Source organism: Pseudobutyrivibrio sp. YE44 (assembly GCF_900104335.1).
GTDB lineage: Bacteria > Bacillota > Clostridia > Lachnospirales > Lachnospiraceae > Pseudobutyrivibrio.
Genome location: NZ_FMXT01000004.1, coordinates 113200 through 127267 on the forward strand (window position 1 = coordinate 113200; position 14068 = coordinate 127267).

Annotated in this window: 16 protein-coding genes; 3 read left to right on the forward strand and 13 right to left on the reverse strand. The window is 41.4% G+C overall.

The window, feature by feature from the left end; genetic code table 11:
* Positions 1-59: 59 nt before the first annotated feature.
* The 3 genes from BLR54_RS08295 to BLR54_RS08305 form a co-directional block, all read right to left on the reverse strand.
* The gene (locus BLR54_RS08295) at positions 60-293 is read right to left on the reverse strand and encodes a hypothetical protein (protein WP_028247703.1); all 234 of its coding nucleotides are present in this window, start codon (positions 291-293) and stop codon (positions 60-62) included.
* Positions 294-401: 108 nt separating this feature from the next.
* Positions 402-1340, reverse strand: coding sequence for an AAA family ATPase (locus BLR54_RS08300; protein WP_090419700.1), 939 nt, complete (start codon positions 1338-1340; stop codon positions 402-404).
* 169 nt (positions 1341-1509) lie between these two features.
* Positions 1510-1746 (reverse strand): hypothetical protein, encoded by a 237-nt coding sequence (locus BLR54_RS08305; RefSeq protein WP_028247701.1) that lies wholly within the window; start codon positions 1744-1746, stop codon positions 1510-1512.
* Positions 1747-1908: 162 nt separating this feature from the next.
* On the opposite strand from BLR54_RS08305, the gene BLR54_RS08310 reads away from it, so the two are divergent.
* Positions 1909-2424, forward strand: a complete 516-nt coding sequence (locus BLR54_RS08310) for a helix-turn-helix domain-containing protein (protein ID WP_090419443.1) — start codon at positions 1909-1911, stop codon at positions 2422-2424.
* Between the two features lie 52 nt (positions 2425-2476).
* Positions 2477-3529 (forward strand): tyrosine-type recombinase/integrase, encoded by a 1053-nt coding sequence (locus BLR54_RS08315; RefSeq protein ID WP_090419445.1) that lies wholly within the window; start codon positions 2477-2479, stop codon positions 3527-3529.
* Between the two features lie 156 nt (positions 3530-3685).
* On the opposite strand, the gene rpsI is transcribed toward BLR54_RS08315, so the two are convergent.
* The 10 genes from rpsI to BLR54_RS08365 form a co-directional block, all read right to left on the reverse strand.
* Entirely contained in the window at positions 3686-4081 is a 396-nt protein-coding gene (rpsI, locus tag BLR54_RS08320; protein ID WP_090419447.1) for a 30S ribosomal protein S9, read from the reverse strand.
* Positions 4082-4094: 13 nt separating this feature from the next.
* Positions 4095-4523 carry a 50S ribosomal protein L13 gene (gene rplM, locus BLR54_RS08325; RefSeq protein WP_015550823.1) on the reverse strand — a complete coding sequence of 143 codons (429 nt, stop codon included), beginning with the start codon at positions 4521-4523 and terminating at the stop codon, positions 4095-4097.
* A 166-nt stretch (positions 4524-4689) separates the two neighbouring features.
* Entirely contained in the window at positions 4690-5424 is a 735-nt protein-coding gene (gene truA, locus BLR54_RS08330) for a tRNA pseudouridine(38-40) synthase TruA (RefSeq protein ID WP_090419450.1), read from the reverse strand.
* A 1-nt stretch (position 5425) separates the two neighbouring features.
* Entirely contained in the window at positions 5426-6226 is an 801-nt protein-coding gene (locus tag BLR54_RS08335; protein ID WP_090419454.1) for an energy-coupling factor transporter transmembrane component T family protein, read from the reverse strand.
* A 44-nt stretch (positions 6227-6270) separates the two neighbouring features.
* Positions 6271-8058: an energy-coupling factor transporter ATPase gene (locus tag BLR54_RS08340; RefSeq protein WP_090419458.1), complete on the reverse strand. Its 1788-nt coding sequence runs from the start codon at positions 8056-8058 to the stop codon at positions 6271-6273.
* Between the two features lie 18 nt (positions 8059-8076).
* Positions 8077-8574: a tRNA (uridine(34)/cytosine(34)/5-carboxymethylaminomethyluridine(34)-2'-O)-methyltransferase TrmL gene (gene trmL, locus BLR54_RS08345; RefSeq protein ID WP_090419461.1), complete on the reverse strand. Its 498-nt coding sequence runs from the start codon at positions 8572-8574 to the stop codon at positions 8077-8079.
* A gap of 160 nt (positions 8575-8734) precedes the next feature.
* The gene (locus BLR54_RS08350; protein WP_090419464.1) at positions 8735-9907 is read right to left on the reverse strand and encodes a pyridoxal phosphate-dependent aminotransferase; all 1173 of its coding nucleotides are present in this window, start codon (positions 9905-9907) and stop codon (positions 8735-8737) included.
* On the reverse strand, positions 9904-10386 hold the full coding sequence (locus BLR54_RS08355) for an Lrp/AsnC family transcriptional regulator (protein ID WP_090419468.1): 483 nt from the start codon (positions 10384-10386) through the stop codon (positions 9904-9906). The genes BLR54_RS08350 and BLR54_RS08355 overlap by 4 nt, the downstream gene beginning before the upstream one ends.
* Positions 10387-10615: 229 nt before the next feature.
* Positions 10616-11602: an AIR synthase family protein gene (locus tag BLR54_RS08360; protein ID WP_090419471.1), complete on the reverse strand. Its 987-nt coding sequence runs from the start codon at positions 11600-11602 to the stop codon at positions 10616-10618.
* Between the two features lie 11 nt (positions 11603-11613).
* Positions 11614-13284 carry a VanW family protein gene (locus BLR54_RS08365; protein WP_090419474.1) on the reverse strand — a complete coding sequence of 557 codons (1671 nt, stop codon included), beginning with the start codon at positions 13282-13284 and terminating at the stop codon, positions 11614-11616.
* 187 nt (positions 13285-13471) lie between these two features.
* On the opposite strand from BLR54_RS08365, the gene BLR54_RS08370 reads away from it, so the two are divergent.
* On the forward strand, positions 13472-14065 hold the full coding sequence (locus BLR54_RS08370; RefSeq protein ID WP_090419476.1) for a hypothetical protein: 594 nt from the start codon (positions 13472-13474) through the stop codon (positions 14063-14065).
* Positions 14066-14068: the final 3 nt, after the last annotated feature.

Below are 14068 nucleotides of genomic sequence, written 5' to 3' on the forward strand. Positions count from 1 at the left end.
CCTTGTCTAATATTAACTGGAGCGTGGCACGCTCCTGTCCATATCCACCAAGGAAGAAATCACCATCTGAAATCCTGATGCATACCGACCATATCCAGGTATTCCTGACGAGCTTTTTCTTTCTCTTCTTCAGAAGAAGCTGTCTTGGATTTCGAATAGATTTCATGCCTTGCTAATCGTTCCATCTTATCCTCCAATCCTTTCTTGATAAGATCCGCATCCTCATCCATATCGAATAAATGAAATCTTATCAGTCTAATAAATAACTCTTGTGGTATTTGAATGTTCTTCATAATCGTCCTTTCTGTAAGGTTGCAACAATGCAATGTGTTTATCTTTTTACAACCTTGCAACCTTAAGGCTGTAAGTCCATAAACCTTGCATTGTTGCGTTCTTAACCTTTATTCCAAATCCGTTAATGGCCAATACCAGATATTGTTGATTCTCTTAGCTTTGATACCAAGTTCTCTCTTGGCAATTTCCATGGTTCTTTTGGAAATATCCTCTTCCTTGGCCATCTCGAAGACTTCAGTGCTTGGAATCATGTTATGATCTTCAGCCAGCTCTTTCAGAAGAGATATTGCTTTCTCCTGCTTATTGGCTCTCGGTGCTATTCCTCCCAGCACCTCGTCCGCTGTAATCTCATAATCACCTATCCACTCAAATCCATCTTCCGTTAGGCTGAATGCCTTAGAGTGTCCAAAAGCCGCCAGGTTGTTCTTTATTTGGACAACCGCCCTTAGGTCTGGCTCTCCTTCAATCCTTCCAACCAAGAGCACGCTCCTTGCTACCGCATAGAAGTCTATCGATCCCATACCTCGATATGCCGCCTTATTTCCGGCTGCTTTATTCATGTGACCGATTAGGAGTATGGCACATTTGTGCTTCTCTGCCAGAGCTGCTAGTCGCTTTGTCATATCCCTTGCTTCATTCGCTCTGTTCATATCCATTCCGCCTCCAAGATATGCCTGTATGGGATCAAGGATAAGAAGCTTAGCTTTTGTCCTTATCAATGCCTGCTCTATCCTCTCATCAACCATGGATAAAGACTTATCACTCTCATCTATCACGTGGATTCTAGTGCAATCCGCTCCGGCGCTTTCAAGTCTTGGCTTTACTGTATCTGCCAATCCATCCTCAGCCGTTTGATAGATGATGTCTATTGGTTCTTCACACTGCATCCCTTCATCCATCGGAACTCCTTTTGATAACTTTGCTGCAATGTTTAGTACCAAGGTTGTCTTGCCATCGCCGGGATCTCCCTGCACAATGGTCAGCTTCCCGTATGGTATGAATGGATACCACAACCAGGAAACTTGTTCAGATTCAATGTCTGACATCTGAATAATGTTTAATTCTGCATTACATGCATCCACTGAAATCACCTCCAATTCTTAATAGTGGATTGAATTCAGCCGGAACCACTGCTATACTTAAATCAACCGAATTAACAATAGCTCCGGCTATTTGCTTACTCTCTTGTTACCAGCAAGAGAGTTTTTTTCTTTCCTACACTGCTTCCGGACTGAAGTAACCAATTTCTTCCCATACCTTTCTGTCCGGACAATAGTAGTTGTACTCACTGGAATTTTCTTTCTTCATGGCATATCCAAACTTGAATATCCCCTGTTGAATCCCTATTCGTACGAACTGTGCATCCTTGTGCATAGCTTCTGCAACCTCAGATATGGGTACATTTCTACCGGTAAACCTTGGTAGTTCAACATAGAGCTTCTTGTCTTCCATACTTCTCACCTCCCTTCTGTAAAATACGAATTATCAGTTCGTATTTTGATAATACGACATAATAATTCGTTTGTCAAACTTTATTATGTATATTTAATTCGTATTACGCTCTTGTAATTCGTATTACCACGTGTTACAATTCAGGAAAAGGAGGTTGTCATAATGGAAGACATCGGAAATAGAATCAAGACAGCACGAAAAGCTTTACATATGAGCCAAACAGATCTCGCCGATAAGCTTGGCAAAACCATGAGAACCGTACAAAAATACGAAAGTGGAGAGATAGAGCCTTCTATTGCCATTATCAATGAAATAGCAAGGATACTTCAGATATCACCGGCTGAGCTTATAGGCTATCAGAAGCAAAACATCCGGTTAGAAACACTATCTGATGTTCTGTACGTTTTAAACGAGATAAACAAGAAGGCTGGATTACATTTCGAAGTTGATGTGAAACGTCCACCTAAAACAGAAGAATGGAGCTGTAGTCTCAAATTCAGCGGTAACGACAAACAGGCAGAAAATAACGCAGATATATGTCTATTCCTTGAAAGATATGCTGATGAATGGGAAAGCCTGGAACAGGGTTTCTCTAATAAAGATCGTTTTGACCACTGGTTCGAAACAGAATTGGCATACTACGCTAATGTAGCACTGCCAGATAAGACAGATGATTAAGGTCTTACCTTTAATCATAAATTTTCCTGAGCACAAAGGAGGTTTATAAAACTTGAAATTACCAAACGGATATGGAAGTGTTATGAAAATGTCCGGTAAGCGCAGAAAACCTTATATGGTGCGAGTAACTACGGGGTGGACTATTGACCCGGCAAAAGGTACCAAAAAGCAGACTTATGCTGTGATTGGATATGCTGAAACTAAGCAGGAAGGTCTTCAGATGTTATCAGACTATCATCAGAATCCTTTCGATACCAAAGCAGCCAAAGTAACCTTCTCTGAGGTATACACAGCCTGGTCAGAAGCAAAGTATCCAACCATCTCAAAATCTAATGTTCATGGCTATAGTGCGGCATATAACGTATGCAATAGCCTATATAACAAGATTTTCCGAGACATACGTTTAGCAGACCTTCAAAACGTGGTTGATACTTGTGGGAAGAACTATCCTACTCTCCGCAAGCTAAAAGTCTTATTCAACCAGCTATATGATTACGCTATGAAGAATGACATCTGTAACAAGGATTACTCCGAATTTGTAGACATCATCAAATACAAGGAGAAGAATCCCAATAAGATTGATCGTAGCGTATTCACAAAGCCTGAAATAGACAAACTGTGGACGCTTAGGGATGATCCATTCTATCAGACAGTGCTTATGCTGATCTATAACGGATGTAGAGTATCGGAATTTCTAGATCTCAAAAAAGAAAATGTACACTTGGATGAACAGTACTTCGACGTTATTCTCAGCAAAACAGAAAATGGTATCAGAAAAGTTCCTATTGCTGATAAGGTACTGCCCTTCTACAAAGCTTGGTATGATTCCTCTGACTGTGAATATCTACTCCACACAGATGACGGCAAGCAGTTCCAGTACCGCAACTACAAAGACAGCTATTGGACACCTCTAATCGAAAATCTAGGCATGGATCATAACCCACATGATACAAGACACACCTGTGTATCAATGCTTGCAGAAGCACACGTAGATCCTACCATGATAAAGAAGATTGTAGGCCATGCAGGAGCAATGTCTCTGACAGAGAAAGTGTATACCCACTTGGATATTCAATCCCTTGTAGAAGCCATCAACAAGATTTGATAAATGAGAATTTTGCTGTCTACCTGCTGTTTACTCGCTGTTTACGGTACAAAATTTTCTGCGTTTCACCACTACTTAATACTATTATAGATAAAAGAAAAACCCCAGAAACACTGAGTTTCTGAGGTTTGTAAATTCTTTTTGAATCTCGAAAGATTATCTCTTTGAGAACTGTGGTGCGCGACGAGCAGCCTTTAAGCCGTACTTCTTACGCTCCTTCATACGTGGATCTCTTGTGAGGAATCCAGCTGCCTTAAGTGTAGGTCTGTACTCAGCATCTACCTCAAGGAGTGCACGTGAGATACCGTGTCTGATAGCACCAGCCTGGCCAGTGTATCCGCCACCCTTAACGTTAACGATAACGTCAAACTTCTCTACAGTGTTTGTAGCAACAAGTGGCTGACGAACAACTACCTTTAATGTCTCAAGACCAAGGTACTCGTCGATATCTCTCTTATTTATTGTAATCTTACCTGTGCCAGGTACAAGATATACTCTAGCAACTGAAGACTTTCTTCTACCAGTTCCATAAAACTTTGTTGAATTAGCCATGATTTACCTCCTATTAAAATGTAAGCACTTCTGGCTTCTGTGCCTGCTGCTTGTGATCTGGTCCAGCGTAAACAAAAAGCTTTGTGTACATCTGACGTCCAAGTGGTCCCTTTGGAAGCATGCCCTTAACAGCGTGCTCGATAACTCTATCAGGGTGTGTGTTGAGCATCTCACGAAGAGTTGTCTCCTTCATACCACCAACGTAATCAGAGTGATGATAGTAAATCTTCTGATCAAGCTTCTTACCTGTAACCTTAATCTTCTCTGCATTAACTACGATAACATAGTCACCACAATCAGCGTGTGGAGTGAAGACTGGCTTATTCTTACCTCTTAAAACCTTTGCAACTTCTGCACAAAGACGACCAAGTGTCTGTCCCTCTGCGTCAACTACATACCATTTTCTCTCAAGCTGAGATGGGTTTGGCATATAAGTATTCATTGAGAATTCCTCCTTAAATAAATCTAAAAAGCTCCATGCTGGTGATGTCCGGGCACCTGCAAGGAATGTTATAGTAAAACTCATTTCCGGGCTAACAGAAATAAGTTACCTTACTACATCAGCCGTTACAGTATACTATACGAATCGACTTTAGTCAACCACAACTTTATTCATACTCTATACCTATCATCGTGAGACCGTGAGCTGGTGCGGTTGGGCCAGCAAGCTCGCGGTCGCGGCCTCGAAGAATTTCAAGCATATACATTGGCTCCATCTCTCCTGCACCAACTTTAATAAGGGTTCCAGCAATAATTCGAACCATGTTGTACAAGAATCCATCACCAGTAAGGCGAATATGGATTACATCATCCTCTTTGTATACCTTTGCGGTGTAAATTGTACGAACGCGAGATTTAACTTGGGCCTTTACAGAAGAAAGGGAAGTAAAATCGTGCTGTCCGATTAGATATGCTGCCGCCTCATTCATCTTGTCCACGTCTAAGTCGTAATAGTAATGGAAGGTATCCTTACGCTTAGTAGGATCTGGCATTTTACGATTAAGAATCTTGTATTCGTAAGTCTTTCGACATGGTGCGTATCTTGGATGAAAATCATCCTCCACCTGACAAGAGTACTGAACCACAATATCATCAGGGAGTCTCTGATTAAGGGCAAAGCTGATTTTATCAGCTGGCATTCTTGAATTAGTATCAAATACTGCTACATTTCCAAGGGAATGCACTCCCGCATCAGTACGGCTGGCACCTATAATAGAAATAGGCTCCTGCAAAAGATCTGTAAGAGCCTCATTAAGCTTTTGTTCAATTGTTATTCCGTTTGGCTGGATTTGCCAGCCACTGTATCCGCTGCCATCATAGGCAACAACTATCATTACTCGCATACTATAAAATTACCTTTGCTGCATAAAAAACAATAATAAATCCAAATATACAAATATAGGCCCTCTGATCTAAGGAGCTATATTTAAGTGGACGCATCTTTGTACGTCCTTCACCGCCATTATAGCATCTGGCTTCCATGGCAAAGGACAAATCGTTAGCACGTCTAAAGGCTGAAACAAAAAGAGGAACCAAAAGTGGAACCATATTCTTTGCCTTTTTAATCAGACCGCCAGATTCAAAATCAGCACCTCTAGCCATTTGCGCTTTCATAATCTTGTCTGTTTCTTCTATAAGAATAGGAATGAATCTTAAAGCAATTGACATCATCATGGAAATCTCATGAACTGGAACTCCAAATCTCTTCATGAAGCCTAGTGATTTTTCCAGGCCATCTGTAAGCTGATTTGGTGTTGTTGTCAAAGTCATGATTGATGTGCCAATGATAAGAAGAATCATACGGCTAGTCATGAGCACTGCATTTTTAAGTCCCACATCAGAAATGGAGAAAATCCAGAAGGATACTAACTCCTTACCTGGTGTGAGAAACAGGTTAAATAGACCTGCAATTATAAGTAACATGACAATTGAGCGTAGACCCTTTACCATAAATGAAAATGGCACATGACTCATTTTAATAATTCCAGCAAGGGTGATAAGCACAAAGCCAAATAATATCACGTTATTTGCAGAAAATAAAGTGATTATAAAAACCAGCGTTGCAAACAACTTCACACGTGGGTCTAGTGAGTGAAGCACCGAATCTGCTGGATAATATTGTCCTAAAGTTATTTCTCTAAGCATATTTTTCCTCTTTTTAGTCCAAGCCTAAATAGGTCTCGGCTATTCTACTTGAAGGCCTTAAGGATTGAAGCCTTAGCCTCTTCAACAGTGGTTGCCCCTGCATCCACTGCCATGCCCTCTTTTATTAAATCATTCATTACATAGGTAACCTGAGGAGCAGCAAGTCCCATTGCCTCAAGCTCCTTGTAATGAGCAAACACCTGCTTTGGTGTACCATCGAAGGCTGGCTTTCCTGCATCCATAACAATGATACGATCTACATAGTTGGCCACATCCTCCATAGAATGTGATACAAGGATGACTGTATCTCCACGTTTCCTGTGCATCTCTGTTATCATGCCAAGAATATCATCACGTCCCTTAGGGTCAAGTCCAGCTGTTGGCTCATCCAAGATGATAACTGCTGGCTTCATAGCGATGACACCTGCTATAGCTGCACGACGCTTTTGTCCACCCGAAAGCTCGAATGGTGAAGCCAAGTAAAACTCCTCTGGAAGCCCAACTAAGCCAAGGGCCTCATAGGCACGCTTTATCTGTTCCTTCTCATCTAAGCCCTGATTCTTTGGACCAAACTGAACATCCTTAAAAACTGTAGTCTCAAAAAGCTGATGCTCAGGATACTGGAATACCATTCCAACCTGTGTGCGAAGATCTTTTATATCGTAATCCTTGTCATAAATATCCTGTCCACGATAGTAAATCACACCATCAGTAGACTTAATCAAGCCATTCAAATGCTGAACGAGTGTGGATTTTCCACTACCAGTATGACCAATGATTCCTATAAATTCACCTTCCTTAATAGAAAGGCTTACATCATCAAGTGCCTTCACCTCGTAGGCTGTTCCGGGGCTATATTTATAGGATACATGATCTAAAATCAAAACCTTATCTTTAGCACCAGAAATATCGATGGCATTAGACACTTCCTTGGCAGCCTGCATTTCAACAAAGGCTGAAAGATTTGGAACAAAGCCACTGGCCTTGGCAGCCTTCAAACCGTCAATAAGCTCTTGTCTGGTAAGAACACACTCTGGAAGTGGTACTCCTGCTTCACGAAGTTCGTAAGCAAGCTGTGTAACCTGAGGGACATCAAGACTATGCTCCTTCAAAAGCTTAACATCCTTGAAGATTTCACGAGGTTTGCCCTCCATGAAGACCTTACCCTTTTCCATAACAAATACATAGTCGGAGTCTACAACCTCTTCCATGTAGTGAGTAATAAGGATTACAGTAATCCCCTTTTCCTTATTGAGAGTGTGAACAGCCTGAAGCACATCCTTTCTTCCATCTGGATCAAGCATAGCTGTTGGCTCATCAAGAATGATACACTTTGGCTCCATAGCCATAACACCAGCGATGGCCACTCTCTGCTTCTGACCACCCGAGAGCTTGTTAGGAGAATGACTCTTGTATTTGTACATTCCCACCATCTTAAGAGATTTTTCCACACGTTGTATTATCTCTTCTGTAGGTACTCCAATGTTTTCTGGGCCAAAAGCAACATCTTCATCAACCACTGAAGCAATTATTTGATTGTCTGGATTTTGGAAAACCATTCCTGCTGTCTGGCGCACTGCAAAAGTGTATTCATCATCAGAGGTATTCATACCATCAACAATAAGTGTGCCTTCAGAAGGTGTAAGAAGTGCATTGATGTGCTTGGCGAAGGTAGACTTACCAGAGCCATTATGTCCAAGAATGGATATAAACTGGCCTGGTTCTACGTTAAGATTGACATTATCAAGGGCAACCTGGATGCTCTCCACGTTGCCTTCTTCATCACGTCTTATATATTCATGTACTAAGTTTTTAGATTTGATAATCGACATTGGTACCCACTATTCCTTTTATTCTTTCCAGTTGAGTCTATGTAAATTACCCTCAGTCTCTAATCCGAGGTAGTCATTTTGTCTCAGCGCTTCATATAAAATGATTGCCACTGAATTTGATAAATTAAGAGAACGTATATCATGTCCCATAGGAATACGAACGCAATTCTCCTCATTGTCTACAAGAATTTCCTCAGGGATACCTGCGGATTCCTTGCCAAACATTATGTAGCAGTCTGGTTCATAATTCACCTGAGTATGTGTACGCTTGGCCTTTGTGGTGGCCATATAAATCTTTGCATCTGGGTTCTTTGCTTTGAAATCCTCCCAGTCATCGTAACGGAAAACCTCAAGCTTGTCCCAGTAGTCCATGCCGGCTCTCTTCACAGTCTTGTCTGTAAGAACGAAGCCTAGTGGCTCGATTAAATGAAGACGTGTACCTGTGGCACAGCATGTTCGCCCGATATTTCCTGTGTTGGCTGGAATTTCAGGCTCGTGTAAAACTATATTTAACATTCTAAAACCTACGCCAGTTACCGCCACAAAACTCCGTCGGTCACGACTACAAGCCATAGGTATCTTCGTTCACCATGAAAAGGTTCACTTAAGATACCTATGAGCTTGATGTCTACCGACTCATCGGATTATTAATGACTACTGGCTTACTCTTTCTAAACTAATTAGTCTCTCTTAACTCGCAAATAAATTCTTCGATACGGTCCATGGCCTTCTTCAATGCTTCGAGGGAATATGCATATGAGATACGTACGTTACCCTCGCCACTTTCGCCAAAGGCTGTACCTGGAACTACGGCTACTTCCTTCTCTTTAAGAAGGCGAGTACAGAACTCTTCTGAAGACATTCCGAATTCTGCTATAGATGGGAAAATGTAGAAAGCACCATATGGCTCAAAGCATTTTACGCCCATCTTCTTAAAGCGATTGAGAAGATAACGACGACGATCGTTGTACTCCTCTCGCATGTTTGCCACATCCTCATCACAGTCACGGATAGCTGTAACAGCTGCGTACTGACTGGTGGTAGGCGCGCACATTATAGCAAACTGATGGATTTTTGTCATCTGCTGGACGATTTGGGCAGGTGCACAAACATAACCAAGTCTCCATCCAGTCATGGCATGACTCTTTGAAAAACCATTGATATAAATAGTGCGCTCCTTCATTCCAGGGAAGCTGGCGATAGAAACATGCCCCTGGCCTGTATAGGTAAGCTCACCGTAAATTTCATCTGTAAGAACAAACAAATCGTATTTCTTAACAAGCTCTACGATTGGCTCTAAATCAGCCTTTTCCATAACAGCACCAGTAGGGTTGTTTGGGAATGGCATAATAAGAATCTTTGTCTTGTCGGTGATGGCTGCCTCAAGTTCCTCTGGCTTAAGTCGGAATTCATTTTCCTCTTTAAGATTGATAGCTACTGGCTTTCCACCTGCAAGAATAGTGCAAGGCTCGTAAGAAACGTAGCTTGGCTGAGGTATGAGAACCTCATCACCTGGGTCAAGCATGGCACGAAGTGCCACATCGATACCCTCAGAACCACCGACAGTCATAAGCATTTCTGTGATTGGGTCGTATTTTAATCCATAATGACGATCTAAAAAATCAGCAATCTCAACACGAAGCTCCTTCAATCCTGAGTTTGAGGTGTAGAAGGTACGACCTCTCTCAAGGGAATAAATAGCCTCATCTCTAACCTTCCAAGGTGTATCGAAATCAGGCTCACCAACACCAAGTGAGATAGCTTCTGGCATTTCTGCCACAATATCAAAAAACTTTCGGATACCCGAAGGCTTTATTTCAGTAATTGTTTTATTTAGAGGGTTTCTCATAAGCTCACCTTCTCCCTCTCATCAACATGCTTTTCTGCCATGATAATACCATGATCTTTGTACTTCTTGAGTACAAAGTTGGTCTGAGTAGAAAGCACTGAGTCAAGCGGAGAAAGCTTAGCAGATACGAAATCTGCAACCTCTCTAAGTGTATGTCCCTCAATAGAAACCATGAAATCATAGCTTCCTGAAATCAAATAAACAGCATCAACTTCTGGGTAGTTGTAGATGCGCTCAGCAACCTTGTCAAAACCCATTCCGCGCTGAGGTGTAACACGAACCTCAATAAGTGCCGAAACCTTTTCTACGCTAGTTTTCTCCCAGTTAATCAACGTAGGGTATCCGCAGATAACATGTTCGTTTTCCATAGCTTCAAGCTCATTAACTACACTTGCTTCATCTGTACCCAACATCATAGCTAAATCAGCTAAATCAATTCTACTGTTATGCTCGATATAGTTTAAAATCTTTTCTCTCATAATAAATCCCCTTATGTGCTGTTAGTATGTTACTTTCATAGTCTAAATAAAAAGTTTTTACATATTAACATTTTGCAATTAACCATAAGTTCTTAATGAATAAGTATTCTTCAATGGTTATTTCGAGGACTGTTTGAGCGAAGCGAGTTCCGCAGAAATAACCAAATCTTTGAAGAATGCTTATGAATTTAGAACTTATGAGTGCAAAAGTTAATATGTAATAAACTTTTTATGTAGTTATGTTGTAAAGCGCATCAGTTTTAGGTGGTTCTAGGAAGCGAACTTCATCTCCATTGAGGATGCGCTTATCATTTGAAGAGTTGGACTTTCCGATAATGGCGGATGCCACCCCCGCTTCATTAAGCTTGCGAACTAATCCCGTGCCGTCTTCAGTGGCAATAAGCATAGCCCCTGAAGAAATAAGCTCGTAAGGATTAATTCCGAAGAACTCGCATACCTCTATAGTCTCCTGTTTAACAGGAATCGCTTTTAAGTCAACATCAAGACCTACTCCCGAAGCCTCACCCATTTCCCAAAGGGCTCCGAAAATACCGCCTTCAGTAACATCATGCATAGCCGCTACGCCGTGCTCCACAGCAATTCGGCTTTCTGGAAGAACACTAAGGTACTGGTCAAAGCCCTTTGCTGTATCTACAAGGGATTGTGGCAAGCGAGTCAAAAGCTCTTCTTCGTGGTCCTTTGCAATAATTGAGGTGCCTTCTAATCCAATCCATTTGGTAAGAACTAAATCCATATCTGGCTTTGCCCCACCGGTGGAGATCATCTGACCTTTCTTAACCTTGCCCACAGCAGTAACTGAAATCAATGGCTGATTGACAGCTTCTGTCACCTCCGTGTGGCCGCCAATAACCTGAACATTATAGCGTTTGCAGGCATTGTCCACCTGCTCCATTATGGCTTTCAGCTTTGCTTCACGCATACGTGGAGTAAGCAACACTGTAAGAAGAATTCCAACGGGCTCTGCTCCAGCTGAAGCCAAATCATTAATTGATATTGTCACTGCAAGCTCACCAATATCTGAGGCTGTGCCTGTGATAGGATCGGTAGATAAAACCATTTCCTCATCTGGACCTAAGGCTACTGTTGCGCAATCTTCTCCAACGTTTGGGCCGCTGGTAACCTCTGGTCTAACAACATGTAATTTTTTAATTACGGAACGCTTTAGTACGCTCTCTGGTAATTTTCCTATTTCCATTATTTTACCTTCTAGATGTCTCCGGGTGCTGCTACTGGTGCTTCTGTAGCTGGTGCTGCATCCTGTGGCTGAGTGGTAGTGCTATCAGTGCTAGGTGCAGGATTTGTCACCTGATACTTTGGAGTGATTGTGAATGGTGTCGAGTTTGCTACACCAGGTGCATAGGTTGCGATTGCATTGGCAATTGTAGCTGCATCCTGTGTGGCTACTGCCTGAAGCATTGCATAAGAAAGATTTGGGTCTTCTGATGCAATTCCAACAGTTACATTTCTATTTGAAGGATTGTATTTGCTGTTGTTGTAAACCTCTCGGCTAACCTCTTGACCATTTTCATAGGTCACCTTCCAAAGCTTGGCTGTGTATCCTGTGTGACCGCCTACGGTGGTGGTCATCTTGCCAAGTGGAACGTTAGGATCTGCTACCCAAGTGGTGTTCTGTACATTAACACCAGTGATTTCTGTTTCATAATCTACAGAGTGACCTGGGTCATCCTCTTCCTTACCGTAGATATTGAAGTAGGCATTGCTACCATCACAATAACCTTCTATATATATAGGATAATTCTTATTATTCTTAATTTGGAAATCCTTGCCGCCTGACTCAGAAATAGCTGCATCCATAGATGGTTTTACATATGTAACAATCATAGAATGAGCACTTCTTGTGACAACGCCAAGCTCAGCCTCACGAACCGCTCCGTAAAGAGTGGTTGAAACCTGGCAAATACCACCACCATATGTCTCTACAGTAGTTCCATTTTCATAAGAACCTGCAAGCATATATCCGTTTTCTGCTGAGAATGGTGTGATAGTATTTAATACTGAAAACTCATCTCCTGGATAAAGGATTGTTCCATTTATAAAGCCTACACCATTGGCAACGTTATTCTTACGTGCTGCTGAAGATGAACTATAGTCAGTTGAAAATGAACCAATCAAATCCTTAATTTCAGCAAGTTCTTCCTTGCTTCCTCTAGGTTCCTTCACCTCTGTTGCAAGATCTACTGAGGCTTCGCTACCATCCCACTGATTCTCGATGAAGTTTACAAGAATTGCTGCAGATTCCTCAATCTGAACGACTACGCCTGATGTACCCTCATGGAAAACGAATTCTCCATTTTCACGGGTGAGATAATCATCACTAGCCTCGTCATTAACCTGTTCTGCAGCCTTTGTAAGATAACGAACTATTCCGTCCTTGTCTGCTCCAAGAGAAAGATTGAAATCTTTTGTGCGACCAGCTTCAATATCTGCATTAGCCTTAAAACGCTCACCAATATTGCCATAAGAACCATAGGTAGCAGCCTTTTCGCATACATCACTATTCTTTGCTCCGATGCAAAGGTCTGAACCCTTAGCTGTGATAGTCTGGTCGTTTGCTGAAAGTGTAAAAGTCACATCATTGTAGGATGCAAAGTGTTCTCTAACAACCTCCTCTGCCTCTGTGACGGTTTTGCAAGAAACATCAATTCCACCAATAGTAACACCATTTGGAATTGTTCTGTTGTCTGTAACAACTTCTCCCTCTACTGCTTCTGCTTCCTCATTAAGAAGCTCCTCATCTGAAGATGTTACAGCAGCGGTGGCTGTATCCTCTTCAGCGTGTGCAGTAATAATATTTGATGGAAGGCCGGCGGATAAAGTAAATGCCAGCATAAGTGAAATAATACTTTTGAATTTCATAACAAATCTTCCTCTATAAATTGACAGATTATTTTCGTATATTTAAAATTAAATTAAAGCAGCAGCAAATGTGGTAAATACCATACAAATCACTACAATGACAAGAACAACTCCTGCCATAACCTGATGCTTTTTATTTCGTTTCATATCAATCACCTCTTTAATTGCTTTATGTAAAGGAGACGCTATGGGGTTCCCTATTTTACCGTTTTTTATCCTTTTTTTAATCCTGATAGCTGTGAGACTGAAAAGCCTTAACAACAAACAGGAAGAGCAGGAGGCCGAATTCTGGGCTAAAGAGCAGCAAGCTCGTATTACCCCTGCAAAAGATATATCTAATCTAAGATATATTACCATTCCAATAGAGAAATTTCCATTAAATTTTAGTTCTGATGAAAAAGTAATTGAGATTGAAAATGAATTAAAGGAATTGTCCACACATAAACTATTAAACCTTACAGGTATGAGCAATACGGACATTCGCATCACCTATGGCACACCTAATTTTGAAACCATGAGTAAGATAGGTGAGGATTTCGACAGGGTTACTGTTCTTTTAAATCAATATGCCCATGCTCTAATGGAGGCTGAACGCTTAGACGATGTAATCACAGTGTTAGAATTTGCTGTAGGTGTAGGCACTGATATTAGCGAAAGCTACACAATGCTGGCAAAATGTTATCAGATGAAATCCATGGACTCTAAATTAGAAATGCTCCGTTCCCAGGTGGAACAGAGCACACTCATTCTAAAGGATTCAATTCTTAATAAAATAAGCTAAAAA

Coding starts and splice junctions, on each gene's coding strand:
- BLR54_RS08295 (WP_028247703.1), bottom strand. CDS start 293: ATGAAGAACATTCAAATACCACAAGAGTTATTTATTAGACTGATAAGA.
- BLR54_RS08300 (WP_090419700.1), bottom strand. CDS start 1,340: ATGTCAGACATTGAATCTGAACAAGTTTCCTGGTTGTGGTATCCATTC.
- BLR54_RS08305 (WP_028247701.1), bottom strand. CDS start 1,746: ATGGAAGACAAGAAGCTCTATGTTGAACTACCAAGGTTTACCGGTAGA.
- BLR54_RS08310 (WP_090419443.1), top strand. CDS start 1,909: ATGGAAGACATCGGAAATAGAATCAAGACAGCACGAAAAGCTTTACAT.
- rpsI (WP_090419447.1), bottom strand. CDS start 4,081: ATGGCTAATTCAACAAAGTTTTATGGAACTGGTAGAAGAAAGTCTTCA.
- rplM (WP_015550823.1), bottom strand. CDS start 4,523: ATGAATACTTATATGCCAAACCCATCTCAGCTTGAGAGAAAATGGTAT.
- truA (WP_090419450.1), bottom strand. CDS start 5,424: ATGCGAGTAATGATAGTTGTTGCCTATGATGGCAGCGGATACAGTGGC.
- BLR54_RS08335 (WP_090419454.1), bottom strand. CDS start 6,226: ATGCTTAGAGAAATAACTTTAGGACAATATTATCCAGCAGATTCGGTG.
- BLR54_RS08340 (WP_090419458.1), bottom strand. CDS start 8,058: ATGTCGATTATCAAATCTAAAAACTTAGTACATGAATATATAAGACGT.
- trmL (WP_090419461.1), bottom strand. CDS start 8,574: ATGTTAAATATAGTTTTACACGAGCCTGAAATTCCAGCCAACACAGGA.
- BLR54_RS08350 (WP_090419464.1), bottom strand. CDS start 9,907: ATGAGAAACCCTCTAAATAAAACAATTACTGAAATAAAGCCTTCGGGT.
- BLR54_RS08355 (WP_090419468.1), bottom strand. CDS start 10,386: ATGAGAGAAAAGATTTTAAACTATATCGAGCATAACAGTAGAATTGAT.
- BLR54_RS08360 (WP_090419471.1), bottom strand. CDS start 11,602: ATGGAAATAGGAAAATTACCAGAGAGCGTACTAAAGCGTTCCGTAATT.
- BLR54_RS08365 (WP_090419474.1), bottom strand. CDS start 13,284: ATGAAATTCAAAAGTATTATTTCACTTATGCTGGCATTTACTTTATCC.
- BLR54_RS08370 (WP_090419476.1), top strand. CDS start 13,472: ATGGGGTTCCCTATTTTACCGTTTTTTATCCTTTTTTTAATCCTGATA.